Below are 18,347 nucleotides of genomic sequence, written 5' to 3'. Positions count from 1 at the left end.
ATGGATATAAAATTCTTCTCTAAAAATAAATTGCCAATATTTTTCCAGTCAGAGCTGTCAGAGTGTGGTCTCGCATGTATAGCTATGATTGCAAGTTATCATGGCCATAAAATAAATACAGCATCAATTAGGAAACAGTTTAACTCATTCTCTATGGGAGCAAAGCTCCGCGATCTAATGGATTTGGCTTCCCAACTATATCTATTACCTAGAGCATTACGCGTGGATCTCGATGAACTAGGCCAGCTGAAGACGCCATGCATATTGCATTGGAATATGAACCATTATGTTGTGCTAGCTGATGTTAAAAACAACTATATCATAGTGCATGATCCTGCAATAGGAAGAGTCAAGGTACCCTTTAGTAAGGTCAGTGAATCATTTACAGGGGTCGCTTTAGAGCTGACTAAAAAAGTTTCTTTTGAGGAAATATCAGTAGAAAAGAAAATTTCGTTTAGAGATATCCTCGAAAAACTCCCAGATATTAAATCTCCGCTAATACAAATAATATTTCTTTCATTTTTTTTAGAGGCTATATCAATAATCCCTCCATTATATATGCAGTTCATTATTGATGGTGTGCTACTAAACTCAGATCGAGAACTACTTCTTACTATAATAATATCATCATTAGCTATACTCGCGATTAATATTGTTATTCAATCTATCCGCTCATGGGCAGCATTGATTCTTAGTGTAAAAATGAATCTATCGTGGATGAGAAATATATTTCACCATTTATTATCCTTGCCTATTTATTTTTTTGAAAAAAGGCAAATAGGCGATATATCATCTAGATTTAGTAGCTCGATATCGATACAACAAACACTAACGAATTACTTTATAGAATCATTACTAGATGGGATTATGGCACTAGGTACTCTAGTGTTAATGTTATTGTATAGTTATAAGCTAGCTATAATATCAATTTGCTCTTTAGTGGGGTACACTTTTTTTAGATTGGCTTGGTATTCCTATTTAAAGGAAATAACAGAGGAGCAGCTTATTGTTTCAGCGCAAGAAAATAGCTATTTTATCGAGACCTTAAGAGGCATTCAGTCGATAAAATCTTATAAGAAAACTCTAGAGAGAGAGTCTGCGTGGTTTAATATTCTAATAAACCAGACAAATATAGATGTTAGATTGGCTCGATTTTCAATTGCATACAAGTTTATTAATACGATGTTTTTTGGCATTGCACAGTCAATGACATTATGGGTTGGAGCATCGCTAGTTATTGATAGCTTATTGTCAATTGGTATGTACATGGCTTTTATGTCTTATAGTTCTCAATTCACAGGACGTATGAGTTCTTTAATTGACAACATTATATCACTTAAGATGATATCATTACACATTGATAGACTATCTGATATTGTATCAACAGAGCCAGAGAGAACTGGTATCTGTAAAGCCTTACCTTGTGACAAATCCAATATTTATATTGAATTCGTTAATGTATATTTTAGGTATTCTGATGACTCTGAATGGGTATTGAATAATGTTAGCTTCAAGATAAATAGCGGTGAAGTTGTTGCCATTACTGGACCAAGTGGATGTGGTAAATCTACAGTTATAAAACTGCTAATGGGATTTTATTACCCGCAAGCTGGTGAGGTTCAAATACAAGGCGTATCAACAAAAGACATAGATAAAGATACCCTGAGAGATTTATTCTCATGTGTCATGCAGGATGATTTTATTTTTAGCGGCTCAATTATGGATAATATTGCATTCATGGACGATACCCCAAATACTGTTCAGGTTGTGAAGGTAGCAAAGCAAGCTTGTATTGATACCAAGATAACATCGCTACCAATGGGTTATAATACTATTGTTGGTGACATCGGTTGTCCCCTTTCTGGCGGGCAAAAACAAAGAATAATTTTAGCAAGGGCATTATACAAAAATGCAAGTGTTTTTCTTTTTGATGAAGCGACAAGCAACTTAGATAAAGAAACTGAAAAGAATATAAGTGATGTTCTTTGTAACTCTGGCTTCACTACGATTCTAGTGGCTCATAGAGATGAAACAATAAGATCAGCAGATAGGGTCATTGACTTATCGGCATAAGACAGTAGGGGTAGTTCAGGTCTCTAACGGAAAGGCGATCTGGACTATTTTGTTGCGTGGGGAAAAATAATTAGATACTCTGCTGTTACCACCTGATAGTCTAGATTATCCACTGTTTGTCTGTTCACAGGGCTTCACAGTAAGCTATCAGGTGGTTTATAGTTTTGTGGTTTTTACACCGTACTTAAATAAGATTGATCGTTGTATGCATTCCTCAATGCTCGTCCCAAGGGACGCTGGCGATGAATTTTTTCCTTAATATATTCAGACCATAAAACAGTATCTATTTTTCGTTCTACTTCTACTTCTACTTTAGTTGCCTGCTCTTTCTTTTTCCCATCCTGCGTAGTATCAGTATCACTGGCTTTATAAACTTTTGGATGAGGTATTCGATACAACGCTAGTTTAGAAAAAATATTTTTAGCAACAAATCTGTTTTCACTCCTTTTCCAAACAGTTTTAGAACTTAGCCAACTATTTTGTATCGAAGTCAAAGACAAAATCTCATTGATCGTTTTATCCTCGACTCTTGAGAGTGACTTATCATGAAGAAGTATTGTGCATTGACCTTGCTCAGTTGGTTTCAACTCCATTTCAAGCAAGTAGAAATAAATGCTGCCATTTCCTACAGAAACCTCGGTAACTATAACCTGGCGCGCTCTTGTCTTATCGTCAGATAATTCAATCTTATGCCAAGAACGGCATCTTCCAGCTTCACTTGGGAACAGTGCAACGCGCTCACCATCTTTTACGAACCCACTATTTAGACTTCTTGTTGAAATAGACCAATTTAACGTTTCTGTTTTTTTTCTCAGAGATTTAAGCATATCAATGAACAATGACAAGTCTCTGGAAACATCGGATGATTTTATATTGCACAAATCTGTCCCGATTTTTCCTTCAGCATCTTTTGATGAAGACCCATCTTCCATAGTATGCCCCGTGACAGGGATGCTTGAAGGTGTCTGCTTACCATTTCCAAGTGATGATTCGTTTGACGTTACATGCATAATATTAACTGCATCTAGCTCAGGGAATTGAACTTCATGAAGTTGTATTACTTGCCGCTTTAGGCGTGGATCAGCAGGGTAGTCGCCTAGCATAAAGTCGTTGGTATTTTCATCACTTTTCAATGGAATGAATTGAGGTATGTGTGTGAGATCTGTTTTGTCACTTTTTTTAGGGGTTGCATAATTAACCCCATTAATTAATATCTTTGAAAACCCAATAGGATGCGAGCATGAATGTATCTTCATTGCAAAAAATGCCCATACTTCCGGTGTTGTGTTGGGTTTGCTAATTTTTATCTTTTTGCCTGAGACTTTCAATGTGGTCAGGTCATCAAATGGGAATAGCATCTTTATTAATAATGGGGCTCTTTGAGGTACGCTTAAAATATTATTGTTGCTATTGGTTGATGAGATATGCTGATGTACACCAAGCAATTCACGCTTAATGCTGTGAGAAGCAATTATTCTAGCTAAAACAAAAGCCTCATATTTCGAAATATCCTTTTTAGCGTGTAATGTGACACAGTCATCTAACATAAAGCTTTTATCTAAGTCAATATATTTACTTAATTGGCCTTGTAGCACATGAGAAAGAAGTGGGCTTGTTATTCCTGCATAAAAACGTAGCAGTTCCGATGTAGGAACAATTAATCTTTGGATTTTATGATTATTTATTACTGGGGCGTGTACGTAGGAGGTTGGGGCTAGGGCTGTACGATTATCACCGAGCGCGAAGCCGTCTTCAGGAAGGATAGTATCAATCCATCCGGTTTCCTCGGGGTTAACGCGGTAGTTCAAGGGCGTTGCTTTCTGTTTTACCAGATCGACAGTGAGTTCTTCTTCAGCACTTTTAATTGAGACTCGTTTGCCGTCTTTCCAGACTGAGCCAACAATAAAGAAACATATAGATGCTGAGTGAATAGGAAATTTTAAGGTTTTTCCGTTTAAAGAACTCTTTGTGTATGGATCAGTTAGTCCTGCATCCCTTAGACCCGAAAAGTGTACAACTGCTCGGGTCCCCAAGTGATGGTTGCTAGTGAGAGTACCAATTCCATCAACACGCCAGATCCCACCGTGCCTAGCCAATCTACTGTAGATAACACCCATTGTCAGCCCACACCTGTTAACGACCAGTGGTGGGATATTCTCATTTAAATCTGTTCATTCGCAAATATTTATAGAGCTTACAGCCAGCGAGATCTCGCCGGGCCGCGGGTGGCTGCCACCGCCTACCAGCGCTACCGCCGAGGCGCTGTGATGGGGCGTGCGGTATGGCCTGTGATGCCAGTGACCGGCGCGCGGGGTCAGGCCGCCGATGGAGTGGATGGCGGCGGTCTGCTGCGCCTCCTGCTCGCTCAGCGGTGGCAGAATGCCGGGCAGGCGGCTCGCCAGCATGCTCTTGCCGGTGCCGGGCGGGCCTATGAACAGCAGGTTGTGGCTGCCGGCGGCGGCAATCTCCAGCGCCCGCTTGGCCTGGGACTGGCCGATCACATCCTGCAGATCCGGCACATCGGGCAGGGCATCCGTGGTCTGGGGATCCGGCAGCGGCAGCTCGTACTGACCCGCCAGCCAGGCGGTGACGGCCAGCAGCTGATGGGCGGTGCGCACCTCGGCATCCTGAATAAGGGAGGCCTCCGGGCCGTTCTCTCGCGGCACCAGCAGGGTGCGCCCCGCGTCGCGGCAGGCAAGCACGGCAGGCAGTACCCCGAGCACGGGTCGGATCTCTCCGGTCAGGGCCAACTCCCCTAAAAATTCATGATCGAGCAGGTATTTTGCGGGTATCTGCTTGGAAGCGGCGAGAATGCCGATGGCGATGGCAAGATCGAAGCGGCCACCCTCCTTGGGCAGATCGGCGGGGGCCAGATTGACCGTAATGTGTTTGGACGGGAACTCGAAGTTGCCGTTGAGCAGGGCGCTGCGTACCCGATCCCGTGACTCCTTCACCGAGGTTTCCGGCAGGCCCACCATGTTGAAAGCGGGCAGGCCGTTGGAGAGGTGAACTTCCACCGTGACTTGTGGTGCCGCAATCCCCAGGCTGGCACGGCTATAAACCACAGCTAATGACATAAATCCCGTCCTTGGTTTGATGTATGTGCTAGTTAACCGTTTTTTATTAGTTTTTTATGCCAGCTATCACGGCGCGGCTCAGTCAAAATCAGAGTCTTGTCAGGTAAAAAAGGCTTGCCCAATAAAAATCACCGTGCTAGTTCTAATAGCCATTCGCGGTGCAAACCGCCCCAATTTCACAGGATTTCCGGTTGTAACTATGAACATGGCCTCCCGTTTCGTCAGCATTATTGTGGTCCTAGTGGTGATTATTATCTCACCGCTCGGGGCTCGTTTAGCTGCACGGAACAAGGGATAGACCCACCACCGGACAGAACGAAACAAGCGACCCCCGAGCCTCACAGCTCGGGGGTTTTTTTTCGACTACAGGACAGGATTTTCCACATGAACGGCGCGCAGTTTTTGGTACAGGCTCTCAAGAAACAGGGTGTGACCCAGGTGTTTGGTTACCCGGGCGGAGCCATCATGCCGGTCTACGACGCCCTGTATGACGGGGGTCTTGCCCATCAGCTCTGCCGCCACGAACAGGGGGCCGCCATGGCGGCGGTGGGCTACGCCCGTGCCTCCGGCCAGGTGGGGGTCTGCATCGCCACCTCGGGTCCGGGGGCCACCAATCTGGTGACCGGGCTGGCGGAGGCGCTGCTCGATTCCGTGCCCCTGGTGGCCATCAGTGGTCAGGTGCCCTGTTCCGCCATCGGCACCGATGCGTTTCAGGAGGTCGACGTGCTCGGCATGTCCCTCTCCTGCACCAAGCACTCCTTCATGGTGACGGATGCCGCCGATCTGGGGCGGGTACTGGCGGAAGCCTTCGCCATCGCCACCGAAGGGCGCCCGGGTCCGGTACTCATCGACTTTCCCAAGGATGTGCAGCTGGCCGCCGTGCCTACCCAGAGCCCGTTGTTTGCGGTGGAGGAGCTGGAGGCGCTCAACCCGTCAGAGTTGACGGCTGCCCGCACCCTGCTGGCCGGTGCCGAGCGTCCCGTGCTCTACGTCGGTGGCGGTGTGGGCATGGCCAATGCCGAGCAGCAACTGCGCGAGTTTGCCGCCGCCACCGGCATGCCGGCCGTCACCACCCTCAAGGGGATAGGGGCGCTGGATCCCGACAGCCCCGTCTATCTGGGCATGCTCGGCATGCACGGCACCAAGGCCGCCAACTACGCGGTGCAGCAGAGCGATCTGCTGCTGGTGGTGGGTGCCCGTTTCGATGACAGGGTGACCGGCAAGCTGGAGGAGTTTGCCCCCGAGGCCAAGGTGATCCATCTGGACGTGGACGCCGCCGAGTTCGGCAAGCGCCGTGCCGCCGAGGTGGGCATCACCACTGATCTCAAGCGGGTGTTGCCCGCCCTGGCCATGGCGCTGGCCATAGATCCCTGGCGTGAGCACTGCGCGAACATGGCCCGCGACTATGCGTTTCGCTACGACCATCCCGGCCAGCCCATCTATGCCCCGGCCCTGCTCAAGCAGCTGTCGGCCCGTCTGCCAGACACCAGCGTGGTGGCCTGCGACGTCGGCCAGCACCAGATGTGGGTGGCACAGCACATGCGCTTTACCAGCCCGCGCAACCACCTCTCCAGCGCCGGCCTTGGCACCATGGGGTTCGGCCTGCCCGCCGCTATCGGCGCCAAGATGTCGCGCCCCGATGACGAGGTGGTGCTGGTGAGCGGTGACGGCTCCTTCATGATGAACGTGCAGGAGCTCGGCACCATACGTCGGGCCCAGCTCAAGGTGAAGATGGTGCTGATCGACAACCAGCGTCTCGGCATGGTGCGCCAGTGGCAGGAGCTGTTCTTCGATGGCCGCTACAGCGAAACCATACTCTCCGACAACCCGGATTTTGTCGCCCTGGCCGCCGCGTTCGGCATTCCGGGCGAGACCATCACATGCAAGGAGCAGATAGCCGGTGCCCTCGAGCGCCTGTTGGCAAGCGAGAGCGCCTATCTGCTGCATGTCGCCATTTCAGAGGAAGAAAACGTCTGGCCCCTGGTTCCGCCGGGAGTCGCCAACCACAAGATGATGGAGCAACGCCCATGAACCCGCACACCTTTGCACAGCCAGCAGCTGCACAGCACACCCTGCATATTCACGCCCAGCCCAGACCCGAAGTGATGGAGCGGGTGCTGCGGGTGGTTCGTCACCGCGGCTTCGCGCTCTGCGCTCTCACTATGGAAACGAGAGCGGAGCAGGATTGCCAACAGCTGCGGATCACGGTTACTGTCGAGTCGGAGCGTCCCATCCAGCAGTTATGGAGCCAGCTGGTCAAGCTGGTGGACGTCTCCCGGGTCGATGCACTGGAACAGCAACCCCGGATCAGAGCTTAAGGAGCAACTGCAATGTCACAGCCTTCCCAATCCCCCACTCAGCCCAAGTACATCTGGTTCAACGGCGCCCTGGTGCCCTGGCAAGATGCCCAGGTGCACGTCATGAGCCACGCCCTGCATTACGGCTCCTCCGTGTTCGAGGGTGTGCGCGCCTACGATACCCCCAAGGGCACCTGCATCTTCCGGCTGCAGGAGCATACCCGCCGCCTGTTCGACTCCGCCAAGATCTACTGGATGGACGTCCCCTACAGCGAGGCCGAGGTGAATGAAGCCTGCCGTACAGTGGTGCGCGAGAACGGCCTGAAGAGCGGCTATCTGCGCCCGCTGGCCTTTGTCGGCAACGTGGGGCTGGGGCTGCATCCGCCGCTGGATGCCAAGGCAGATCTCATGGTGGCGGCCCTGCCGTGGGGCGCCTATCTGGGGGAGGAGGGGCTGAAAAACGGGGTGGATGTGTGCGTCACCTCCTGGAACCGGCTCGCCCCCAACACCATCCCCACCGGTGCCAAGGCCGGCGGCAACTATCTGTCGTCCCAGTTGATCAGCCGGGAAGCCAAGCGCAACGGCTATGCCGAAGGGCTGGCACTGGATGTGAACGGCTACCTGAGCGAGGGGGCGGGGGAGAACCTGTTCCTGGTGAAAAACGGCGTGCTCTTCACCCCGCCCGCCACCGCCGCCATCCTGCCCGGCATCACCCGCGACACCATAATGACGCTGGCCCGCGATCTCGGCTATGAGGTGCGTGAGCAGGCGCTGCCGCGCGAGGCGCTGTACGTCGCAGACGAGATCTTCATGACGGGCACCGCCGCCGAGGTGACACCTGTGCGTTCGGTGGATCGGATGAAGGTAGGTGCCGGCTGTCGTGGCCCCGTGACCGAGCAGTTGCAGAACGCCTTCTTCGGCCTGTTCAACGGCCAGACCGAGGACAAGTGGGGCTGGCTGACGCCGGTCAACGACTGATGAGAGAGGGGAGGCGTGACGCCTCCCCGAGTCGCTTCCGGTCAGGGCATCAGCCTAGTGCCCTGACCAGGATCGATTCCCGATCCGCGAGTCACACATTCAAGAAATCATGCGCCCCATGGGCATTCAGGGAGTAGAGACAATGCCGAAGTTGAGATCCGCCACCACCACCCACGGACGTAACATGGCCGGGGCCCGCGCCCTCTGGCGTGCCACCGGCATGACAGATCAGGATTTTGGCAAGCCCATCATAGCCGTGGTCAACTCCTTCACCCAGTTCGTGCCCGGCCACGTTCACCTCAAGGACCTGGGCCAGCTGGTGGCCCGCGAGATCGAAGCCGCGGGTGGCGTCGCCAAGGAGTTCAACACAATCGCCGTGGATGACGGCATCGCCATGGGCCACGGCGGCATGCTTTATTCGCTGCCGTCCCGGGAGCTGATCGCCGACTCGGTGGAGTACATGGTCAACGCCCACTGCGCCGATGCCATGGTCTGCATCTCCAACTGCGACAAGATCACCCCGGGGATGCTGATGGCCGCCCTGCGTATCAACATACCCGTGATCTTCGTCTCCGGCGGCCCCATGGAGGCGGGCAAGACCAAGCTGTCCGATCAGATCATCAAGCTGGATCTGGTGGATGCCATGATCCAGGGAGCCGATCCCAAGGTCTCCGATGCCCAGAGCGACCAGATAGAGCGCAGCGCCTGCCCCACCTGCGGCTCCTGCTCCGGCATGTTCACCGCCAACTCCATGAACTGCCTGACCGAGGCGCTGGGCCTCTCCCAGCCGGGCAACGGCTCCATGCTGGCGACCCACGCCGATCGCGAGCAGCTGTTCAAGCTGGCGGGCCAGCGCATAGTGACCCTGGCCAAGCGCTGGTATGAGCAGGACGATGTGTCGGCATTGCCGCGCAATATCGCCACCAAGGCGGCATTCGAGAACGCCATGGCGCTGGACATCGCCATGGGTGGCTCCACCAATACCGTGCTGCACCTGCTGGCGGCGGCGCAGGAGGCCGGGGTGGACTTCACCATGGCCGACATCGACCGCATGTCGCGCAAGGTGCCCCAGCTGTGCAAGGTGGCGCCCTCTACCCAGAAGTACCACATGGAAGACGTGCACCGCGCCGGTGGCGTGGTCGCCATCCTGGGCCAGCTGGAGAAGGCGGGTCTGGTGCACGGCGATACCCGCACCGTACTGGGCGGCTCCCTGGCCGAACTGCTCAACGAATATGACGTCAGCCGCCAGCCGAGCCAGGAGGTGGTGGACTTCTACCGCGCCGGTCCGGCCGGGATCCGCACCACCAAGGCGTTCAGCCAGGATTGCCGCTGGCCCGAGCTGGATGTGGACAGAGCCGAGGGCTGCATCCGCTCGCTGGACAATGCCTACAGCCTGGAGGGCGGCCTGGCCGTGCTCTCCGGCAATCTGGCCCTTGATGGCGCCATCGTCAAAACGGCCGGCGTGGATGACGAGAACCTCTGTTTCCGTGGCCCGGCCCGGGTGTTCGAGAGCCAGGACACGGCGGTTGCCGGCATCCTGGACGGCACAGTCAAGGCCGGTGAAGTGGTGGTGATCCGCTACGAAGGGCCCAAGGGCGGCCCCGGCATGCAGGAGATGCTCTATCCCACCACCTATCTCAAGTCCATGGGATTGGGCAAACAGTGCGCCCTGATCACCGACGGCCGCTTCTCCGGCGGTACCTCGGGTCTCTCCATCGGCCACGTCTCACCGGAGGCGGCCTCCGGCGGCACCATAGGCCTGGTGGAGGATGGCGACATCATCAACATCAATATTCCGGCTCGCAGCATGGTGCTGGAGGTGGCCGACAGCGTGCTGGCCGCCCGCCGCGTTGCCGCCTCGGCCCGTGGCTGGAAGCCGCTGGACCGTCAGCGTCAGGTCTCCTTTGCCCTGCGCGCCTACGCCATGCTCGCCACCAGCGCCGACAAGGGCGCGGTACGAGATCGCAGCAAGCTGGAGGAGTGATGATGACACTTAAGGCAAATTACCCGTATTCCGTCTGCGCCGTGCCGAGCATGGTGCGCGTTCATCCCGGCAAGACGGAGGAGTAACCATGGTCTCTGCGGCAGATTATCTACGCAAGGTGTTGCTCTCCCCCGTCTATGAGGCGGCGCGGGTCACCCCCCTGCAAACCCTGAAGAAACTCTCCGAGCGGCTCGGCAACCAGGTCTCCCTCAAGCGGGAAGACTTGCAGCCGGTGCACTCCTTTAAGCTGCGCGGTGCCTACCACAAGATCGCCACCCTGACCCAGGAGCAGAAGGATCACGGCGTCATAGCCGCCTCTGCCGGCAACCACGCCCAAGGGGTCGCCCTGTCGGCGGCCAAGCTCGGCATCAAGGCCATCATAGTGATGCCCAAGACCACACCGGACATCAAGATAGATGCGGTGCGCCGGCTGGGCGGCAACGTCATGCTGTTTGGCAACAGCTTCGACGAGGCCTATGCCGAGAGCCGCCGCCTCTCCGAACTGGAGGGCTACACCCTGATACCGCCGTTTGACGACGTCGAGGTGATCGCGGGCCAGGGCACTATCGGCAAGGAGCTGCTGGAGCAGGATACCCACCTCACCCACGTCTTCGTGCCTGTGGGGGGCGGCGGCCTGGCCGCCGGGGTAGCCGTCTACATCAAGCAGTTGCTGCCGGATGTGAAGGTGATCGGGGTGGAGGCGGAAGGCTCCGCCTGCCTCAAGGCCGCCATGGAGGCCGGCGAGCCGGTCAATCTGGAGCGGGTCTCGCTGTTTGCCGACGGTGTGGCGGTCAAGCGCATCGGCACAGAGACGTTTCGTCTGTGCAACCAGTATCTGGACGAGGTGGTAACCGTCTCCAACGACCAGATCTGCGCCGCGCTGAAAGACATCTTCGACGACTGCCGCGCCATCGCCGAACCCTCTGGCGCCCTGTCGCTGGCGGGGCTCAAGGCCTACAGCGAGCGCGAACAGGTCAAGGGCGGACGGATGGCGGCCATTCTGTCCGGCGCCAACGTCAACTTCCACAGCCTGCGCTACGTGTCGGAGCGCTGCGAGATAGGCGAGAAGCGCGAGGGCATGCTGGCGGTGACCATACCCGAGCGCAAGGGGGCCTTCCTCGACTTCTGTCGTCAGCTCGGACCGCGCATGGTGACCGAGTTCAACTACCGCTACGCCGATGCGGCCCAGGCGTCGCTGTTCGTCTCGGTGCGCCTGACCGGCGGCGACGAGGAGCTGACCCAGATCCAGCACCAGCTGGAGGGAAATGGCTACCCTGTGGTCAACATGACAGAGAGCGAGCTGGCCAAGAACCACGTGCGCTACATGATTGGCGGCCGCCCGGCCCGGCCCCTGGGTGAACGTCTCTACAGCTTCAAGTTTCCGGAGCAACCGGGCGCTTTGATGCGCTTTCTGGAGACCCTGGGCTGTCGCTGGAACATCAGCCTGTTCCACTACCGCAACCACGGCGCCGACTACGGCCGCGTGCTCTGCGCCTTCGAGCTGCCGGACGAGGACGTGGCCGCCTTCCACGACTACCTGCGCGAGATTGGCTACGGCTGGAAAGAGGTCAGTGACGACCCCGCCTACCGGCTGTTTCTGGCCAGCTGATGACCCGCAGAACACAAGCAGGGAGGCCGCAAGCCTCCCTCTTTTTTTGTGGTCGTGGCGGTTCGCGATCAGGGGCAACCCGCTGGGCCGGTTGCTGCCCGGACCTTTATTGTGATCCTGCATCTGCGCCGTTTTTCCAGTCGGGAATGTCGTCAGCTTCACACTCTTGAGTCCCAAGTCATTTGAGGCCGGCGAGAGATGGGATAACCTGATGAACGGGGCCGGGTTCGCCCCATCAGGGAAGATAAGCGCATAGCGCGCCCATAACGACTCATTGCAGAGGCTTTCACCATGAACAAATCGATACTTGCCGTGCTGGTCAGCGGCCTGCTTACGACGGGGGCCGTGCAGGCTGCCGCCCAGGACAACACCTGGTATGCCGGCGGCAAGGCCGGTTGGTCCAACTACTTCGATGTCGACCAGAAGCAGGTGGTCTCGGATACCCTGGGCGCGCTGCAAAACACCAGCACCAGCAAGGATGCACTCGGGCTGGGTGCGTTCGCCGGTTATCAGCTCAACCCCAACCTGGGTTTCGAGTTCGGCTATGACTGGTTCGGCAAGTACACCTCGTCCGGTGATCTGAGCGGGGTCAGGGTGGAGGGGGAAGCCAAGAGCCAGATGATCCAGGCCACCATGAAGATAGGGTTCCCGGTCAACGACGCGCTGGATCTCTATGGCCGGATCGGCGGCGGCTACGCCTGGACCAACAGTGAGCTGTCGGCCCAGACCTCGACCGATTTCATCAAGGAGACAGGCAACAAGCATGGGGCCGCGTTTGTCGGGGCGCTGGGAGTTGAGTACGCCATTGATCGTGACTGGGCCGCCCGTATCGAATATCAGTACACAACGCCGCTGGGGGACGCCTCCCTCGATCGCTCCGGCATAGAGATGGATAACGGCCTGCTCTCCGTCGGCATGCTCTACCGCTTCGGTCAGCAGGGGGGCGATGTGGTGGCTCCGGCACCTGCGCCCGTCGTGGCGCCTGCTCCCGCCGCCGTGGTCGTCACCCAGCAGTTCAGCCTGAGCTCGGATGTGCTGTTCGAGTTCAACAAGGCCACCCTGAAGCCGACCGCCAGTCAGGCGCTCGATACCCTGTTCAGCCAGATAGTGGCGGCCAATCCCAAGGATGGCGTGGCGACCGTGATCGGACATACCGACCGCATAGGCTCCGATGCCTATAACCAGTCCCTGTCGGAACAGCGTGCCCGCAGCGTGGCCGACTACCTGATCGCCAAGGGGCTGTTTGCCGACAAGGTGCGGGTCGAGGGGCGTGGCAAGTCCTCCCCCGTGACCGGCAACAACTGCAGCAGCGGTTCCAAGCCTGCGCTGATCGCCTGTCTGGCACCGGATCGCCGGGTGGAAGTGCGGCTGGAAGGTGTTTCCCAGGCCGCCAAGTAAGGGTATTGGCATGAATCACAACAAGGGAGGCTTTGGCCTCCCTTGTTGTTTATATGGCCTTGGGCCGCCACAGCCGCACCCGCTGAAAGCCGTGGCCCAACAGGATCAGCAGCAAGGCACCGGGCAGCACTGTGTGCCACAGGAAGGGCCACTCTTGCCCCGTCATCAACACCAGCAGGGGGTTGGCGCCGGCGGGCGGGTGTATGAGGTTCAGGCCCTGCATCAGCGCTATGGCCAGCCCCACTCCCAATGCCAGCTGCAGTTCCAGCGGCAAGGGGAGCGACTGTACCAGCAAGCCGACCGTGGCCGTCAGCAGGTGGCCCCCGAGCAGATTGTACGGGCGGGCCAGCGGGCTGGCCGGCAGTGAAAACAGCAGCACGCAGCTTGCCCCGAAGGGCGCCATGATCAGGGCCGTGTGCCAGCTGATGTTCAGCCAGCCCAACACCCCGATCGCCAGTGCCGCGCCCACGCCTGCCCATAACGGGCCATGCCATTTTGTCATCACGTTTCCCTCTTGGTTTGTCTGACGTGATTAGGCACATTAGGTAGACAGATCGGTGTACTTCAAGGGGAAAATGACGTGAGTGAAAAACGGCAGCAGCTGATGGAAACCGCCTATCGGCTGTTCAATCGTCATGGCTTTCACGCAACCGGCATAGATCGCATCTGGGCGGAGGCAGGGAGCACCAAGCGTACCCTCTACCGTCACTTTCCCACCAAGGATGCGCTGATCGAAGAGGTGCTGCTGTCCCGTGAGCGGGAGTTTTTTGCCCTGCTTGAGACGCGGCTCGCGGGTCGGGAGGGCAGGGAGGAGCGGTTGCACGCCCTGTTCGACGGATTCGGCGAGTGGTTTGGCCGCAGCGACTTCTATGGCTGCAACTTCATCAATGCCAGCGCCGAGTTTGCCGACCCGCGTCATCCGGTTCGCAAGCTGGTGGTGGCACACAAGCAGGCGCTGCTGAACTGGGTCAGGGCGCAGCTCGGGTGCAGCCTCTCGCACGCCACCGGGCTCTGCCTGCTGCTGGAGGGGGCAGTGGTGATGGCCCACAGCTATCAGCAGCCGTTGGCGCTGGAGCAGGCCAGATCACTGGCCCTGGCCTTGTTATGTGCCGATGGCGAGGCTGCCATGCTCTGATATAGCCAATCGGTGTTAAGCCTGATGCGACATCCGGTCGATAACTGACCAGATGTATGGCGCCGAGGATCAACGTATGCGCATCGATCACTACGATCTCCAGGGAGAGGTACAGCACCAGTATCAACAGCTGCAGGCTCGCAAGGTACGCAACCTCGGGCCCGTCGCCCCTGCCGTGTCCGGGAGCCCTGCCGGGAATGAGGCCACGCCCACGACGGATCGGGTGGTGGCCGAACTGATGCGCACCGTCAGCGCGAACGTCATGCAGGGGAGCGTGAGCCAGCCAGGCGGCGCCAGTGCCGAGAGCGTGCCCTCTCTGGTCAAGCCGGAAGAGGAAGAGGCCAATCCCGACGAGGGGCTGGATAATCGGCTGCGGCTCATCAAGCTGATGATAGAGGCCATGCTCGGCCACGAGATAGAGCTGCCGACGCCCATCAAGCCGGCCGAACAGACCGCGGAGGGGGTGCCGGCTCCGCAAGGGGAGGCAACCCAGGCCGCTCCCGAGCCGGATCAGGCGGTGGAGGTAACCGATACCCTGCTGCAGCGGGAGCAGCTCAACGTGGTGGCGGCGGCCAGCGTGGAGACCAAGGATGGCCAGACCCTGCAGCTCGATCTCGGCTTTGTGCTCGACTGGCGCCAGCTCGATATCAGCCAGCGCCGCACCACCCTCAATGCCCTCAAGGATCCGCTGGTGCTCAGTCTGGATGGCAAGATTGCCGATCTGACCGAGGCGCGGGTCAACTTCGACATAGATCAGGATGGCAAGGACGACAGCCTGCCGGGTCTGAGCGAGGGCAGCGGTTTCGTGGCGCTGGATCGCAACGGCAACGGCACCATAGACGATGGCGGCGAACTGTTCGGAGCCCGCTCGGGCAACGGCTTCGGCGAGCTGGCGGCACTGGATGAGGATGGCAACGGCGTGCTGGATGAAGGCGACAAATCCTTCTCGGCCCTGCAGTTCTGGCGCCCGGACAATGCCCCCGTTGCGCTGGTGGAGCTGGGGATAGGCGCCATACTGCTGCACCCTCTGGATACCCCCTTCAATCACCTGGGCGAGGGCGGCAATCAGGGGGTCTTGCGTCAGTCAGGTCTCTACCTCACCGAGCAGGGCAAGGGCGGCTGGGTGCAACAGATAGACCTGAGGGTCTGATCCCGGGCCCTGGCTGGCGCATAGCGGGATCGCGAGTCGCCGCCAGCACCTGAGCAATATACCAACTGGCTCAGTTCAGCTCGGTGGGGTCTATGTCCAGACTCCAGCGCACCTTCTTGGTCTCGGGCCAGCCATCCAGCTCCTTGACCGCCCAATCCAGCAGTTGTGCCAGGGTTGCCCGGTTCGGCCCCTGCACCAGCAGCTGCATGCGGAATTTGCCCGCCTTGCGTTCCATGAAGCCGCTGATGGGCCCCAGCACCTGCACGTGGGGGTAACGGGCGCTGCGCAGTGTCTCGGCGAGGCGGGTGAGGAACAGCTGCACCTCGTCACGGCCAGTGGCCTCGGCCCGGAACAGCCCCTGATAGCTGAACGGCGGCAACCCCAGCAGGCGACGCTCCTTGAGCGCCGTGTCGGCGAAGTGGCCATAACCGTTCTGGGTCAGATCCTGCAGCAGGGCATGTTCCGGGTGGTGGCTCTGCAACACCACCAGCCCGGGCTTGCTGGCGCGCCCGGCGCGCCCCGCCACCTGGGTGTAGAGCTGGGCCAGCTTCTCGGCGGCGCGAAAATCGGCGCTGAACAGGGCGCCATCCACATCCAGCAGGCCCACTAGCGTCACATCCGGAAAGTGGTGCCCCTTGGCCAGCATCTGGGTGCCGATCAGGATCTTGTACTTGCCCGCCTTGATGTCGCCGAGATGGGTCTCCAGCTCCCCCTTGCGGCGGGTGTTGTCTCTGTCGATGCGCACCACCGGGTATTGGGGGAAAACCGTGGTGAGCAGCTGCTCCAGCTGCTCGGTACCAACTCCCGAGCCGATCAGCTCCTTGCTGCCGCACTCGGGGCAGCTGTGGGGCAGGGGGCGCACGCTGTCGCAGTGGTGGCAGTGCAGGCGACGCCCTGCCTGATGCCAGGTGTACCAGGCGTCGCAGCGCTCACAGGCGGCGCTCCAGCCACACTGGTGGCAGATCAGCGAGGGGGCATAGCCACGGCGGTTGAGAAACAGCATCACCTGGTTGCCGGCCACCAGGTGTTCCGCCATCAGCTGCTCCAGCTGGGGGGAGAGCCCGGCCTGCAGCCGCACGCTCTTGATGTCCAGGATCACCTGGCGGGCGGTCTGGGCGTTGCCGGCGCGCCGCGTCAGGCTGAGGTGGTGATACTTGCCGGTGCGGGCGTTGTGCAGCGTCTCCAGCGAGGGGGTGGCCGAGCCGAGCAGGATGGGAATGCCGGCGCGATGGGCCCGCATCACCGCCAGATCCCGGGCGTGGTAGCGAAAACCATCCTGTTGCTTGAAGGAGCCGTCGTGCTCCTCATCTATGATGATGATGCCGAGGTTCTTGAACGGGGTGAACACCGCAGAGCGGGTGCCGATCAGGATGGCGGCGCCGCCGTCGCGGCAGGCGAGCCAGGCATCCAGCCGTTCCCGATCGTTCATGGCCGAGTTCATCGCCACCACGGGCACCTTGAAGCGGCGACGGAAGCGATTGATGGTCTGGGGAGTGAGGCCGATTTCGGGCACCATCACCAGCGCCTGCTTGCCCGCCTTGAGCAGGGGCTCGAGTATGCTCAGGTACACTTCGGTCTTGCCTGACCCCGTGATGCCGTCCAGCAGGAAGGCGCCGAACTGGTTGCTCTGACTGGTGACGGCGGATACCGCCAGTGCCTGCTCGCCGTTGAGGCGCAGCCCCTCTCCCGCGTCAAAATGCGTCGCCCAGTCGCCGTCGTGGCTCGGCTCCAGGATACGCTTCTCCAGCAGCCCCTTCTTCTCCAGCGCAGTGAGTGCCGCACTCTGGATCTCCTCCTGCTTGAGGGCTGACGGTGTCTGCGGCCCCTTACGCAGCAGGGCGAGGGCCTGTTGCTGCTTGGCGGCCCGCTTGAGCTCGTTGAGATCGATCGCCATGCCGGCTTGCGTGGCAAACCAGAACTCCAGCTCCCGGTAGGCGGCGGGCTCCCCCTTGCGCACCAGCACCGGCAGGGCGTGGGGCAGCACCTCTCCCAGCGGATGCTGGTAGTAGCTGGCGCTCCAGGCCATCAGCGCCAGTATGTCCGGCCCCAGCACGGGGGCGCTGTCAAGCACTCGCTTGATGGGCTTGAGCTTGTTGCGGGGCACCTGGCTCTCGGTCGGATGCTCCACCACCAGCCCGACCAGGGTCTGGGGGCCGAAGGGGATCTCGACCCGACAGCCGGGCTCAGGCAGGGGCAAGGGAGAGAGATAGTCGAAGTGACGGCGTAACGGCACCGGCACAGCCACACGAACCAGATCCAGCGTTTGGGAAGAATTCACCAGGGATTGCCTATTTTTTCTGCGAAGCCACTTGCCTGATCTCAGGCATTTCCTATATTATTCGCAGCCTTTGAAACTGTGTTCAACAATCGTGTGGTGTCCGACAAGAGATCGGATGGCGACACGGCCTATTATCGAGGTTGTCCATGAAAGCTAATATCCATCCCGAGTACGTCGCCATCACCTGCAAATGCTCTTGCGGTAACGTCATCAATACCTTCTCTACCCTGGGTAAAGATCTGAACCTGGACGTGTGCTCTGCATGCCACCCGTTCTATACCGGCAAGCAGAAAGAAGTTTCTAGCGGCGGCCGCGTAGACAAGTTCAACAAGCGTTTCGGTGGTCTGACTGCCAAGAAGTAATTCTAC

At 57.6% G+C, this 18,347-nt stretch carries 13 protein-coding genes and 1 pseudogene; 10 read left to right on the top strand and 4 right to left on the bottom strand.

Going from position 1 to position 18,347, the window contains the following annotated elements:
- Positions 1-2,073 (top strand): peptidase domain-containing ABC transporter, encoded by a 2,073-nt coding sequence (locus tag AACQ95_RS19230; RefSeq protein WP_241279411.1) that lies wholly within the window; start codon positions 1-3, stop codon positions 2,071-2,073.
- A gap of 173 nt (positions 2,074-2,246) precedes the next feature.
- Here the strand turns inward: AACQ95_RS19230 and AACQ95_RS19225 are convergent, their stop codons facing one another.
- Positions 2,247-4,190: a hypothetical protein gene (locus AACQ95_RS19225; RefSeq protein ID WP_241279409.1), complete on the bottom strand. Its 1,944-nt coding sequence runs from the start codon at positions 4,188-4,190 to the stop codon at positions 2,247-2,249.
- Positions 4,191-4,259: 69 nt separating this feature from the next.
- Positions 4,260-5,150 (bottom strand): annotated as a pseudogene (locus AACQ95_RS19220) (YifB family Mg chelatase-like AAA ATPase); the annotation flags it as partial.
- A gap of 384 nt (positions 5,151-5,534) precedes the next feature.
- Between AACQ95_RS19220 and ilvG the strand changes: the two are divergent.
- The 6 genes from ilvG (at position 5,535) to ompA (ending at position 13,416) form a co-directional block, all read left to right on the top strand.
- The gene (gene ilvG / locus AACQ95_RS19215; RefSeq protein ID WP_241279407.1) at positions 5,535-7,181 is read left to right on the top strand and encodes an acetolactate synthase 2 catalytic subunit; all 1,647 of its coding nucleotides are present in this window, start codon (positions 5,535-5,537) and stop codon (positions 7,179-7,181) included.
- Positions 7,178-7,468 (top strand): acetolactate synthase 2 small subunit, encoded by a 291-nt coding sequence (ilvM, locus tag AACQ95_RS19210; RefSeq protein ID WP_043142928.1) that lies wholly within the window; start codon positions 7,178-7,180, stop codon positions 7,466-7,468. The genes ilvG and ilvM overlap by 4 nt, the downstream gene beginning before the upstream one ends.
- A 12-nt stretch (positions 7,469-7,480) precedes the next feature.
- The gene (locus AACQ95_RS19205) at positions 7,481-8,425 is read left to right on the top strand and encodes a branched-chain amino acid transaminase (protein WP_103472324.1); all 945 of its coding nucleotides are present in this window, start codon (positions 7,481-7,483) and stop codon (positions 8,423-8,425) included.
- Positions 8,426-8,567: 142 nt separating this feature from the next.
- Positions 8,568-10,409: a dihydroxy-acid dehydratase gene (gene ilvD, locus AACQ95_RS19200; RefSeq protein WP_241279405.1), complete on the top strand. Its 1,842-nt coding sequence runs from the start codon at positions 8,568-8,570 to the stop codon at positions 10,407-10,409.
- Between the two features lie 88 nt (positions 10,410-10,497).
- Positions 10,498-12,018, top strand: a complete 1,521-nt coding sequence (gene ilvA / locus AACQ95_RS19195; protein WP_241279402.1) for a threonine ammonia-lyase, biosynthetic — start codon at positions 10,498-10,500, stop codon at positions 12,016-12,018.
- Between the two features lie 291 nt (positions 12,019-12,309).
- A complete protein-coding gene (gene ompA / locus AACQ95_RS19190) occupies positions 12,310-13,416 on the top strand; it encodes a porin OmpA (protein WP_241279401.1) in 1,107 nt (368 codons plus the stop codon).
- Between the two features lie 49 nt (positions 13,417-13,465).
- Here the strand turns inward: ompA and AACQ95_RS19185 are convergent, their stop codons facing one another.
- Positions 13,466-13,918: an HPP family protein gene (locus AACQ95_RS19185; RefSeq protein WP_277604403.1), complete on the bottom strand. Its 453-nt coding sequence runs from the start codon at positions 13,916-13,918 to the stop codon at positions 13,466-13,468.
- Positions 13,919-13,996: 78 nt separating this feature from the next.
- Between AACQ95_RS19185 and AACQ95_RS19180 the strand changes: the two genes are divergently transcribed.
- Both AACQ95_RS19180 and AACQ95_RS19175 read left to right on the top strand, forming a co-directional pair.
- Positions 13,997-14,551 (top strand): TetR/AcrR family transcriptional regulator, encoded by a 555-nt coding sequence (locus AACQ95_RS19180; RefSeq protein ID WP_241279398.1) that lies wholly within the window; start codon positions 13,997-13,999, stop codon positions 14,549-14,551.
- Between the two features lie 52 nt (positions 14,552-14,603).
- The gene (locus AACQ95_RS19175) at positions 14,604-15,701 is read left to right on the top strand and encodes a hypothetical protein (RefSeq protein WP_241279396.1); all 1,098 of its coding nucleotides are present in this window, start codon (positions 14,604-14,606) and stop codon (positions 15,699-15,701) included.
- Between the two features lie 70 nt (positions 15,702-15,771).
- Here AACQ95_RS19175 and priA read toward each other — a convergent pair whose 3' ends face one another.
- Positions 15,772-17,979, bottom strand: coding sequence for a primosomal protein N' (gene priA / locus AACQ95_RS19170; protein WP_241279394.1), 2,208 nt, complete (start codon positions 17,977-17,979; stop codon positions 15,772-15,774).
- A gap of 146 nt (positions 17,980-18,125) precedes the next feature.
- Between priA and rpmE the strand changes: the two genes are divergently transcribed.
- On the top strand, positions 18,126-18,341 hold the full coding sequence (gene rpmE, locus AACQ95_RS19165) for a 50S ribosomal protein L31 (protein ID WP_033129027.1): 216 nt from the start codon (positions 18,126-18,128) through the stop codon (positions 18,339-18,341).
- The last annotated feature ends 6 nt before the right edge of the window (positions 18,342-18,347 follow it).

The organism is Aeromonas sp. MR19, assembly GCF_963899305.1.
Lineage (GTDB): Bacteria > Pseudomonadota > Gammaproteobacteria > Enterobacterales > Aeromonadaceae > Aeromonas > Aeromonas bestiarum.
Note: the sequence above shows the minus strand (reverse complement) of the source record. Positions and strands in the feature narration are given on the sequence as shown.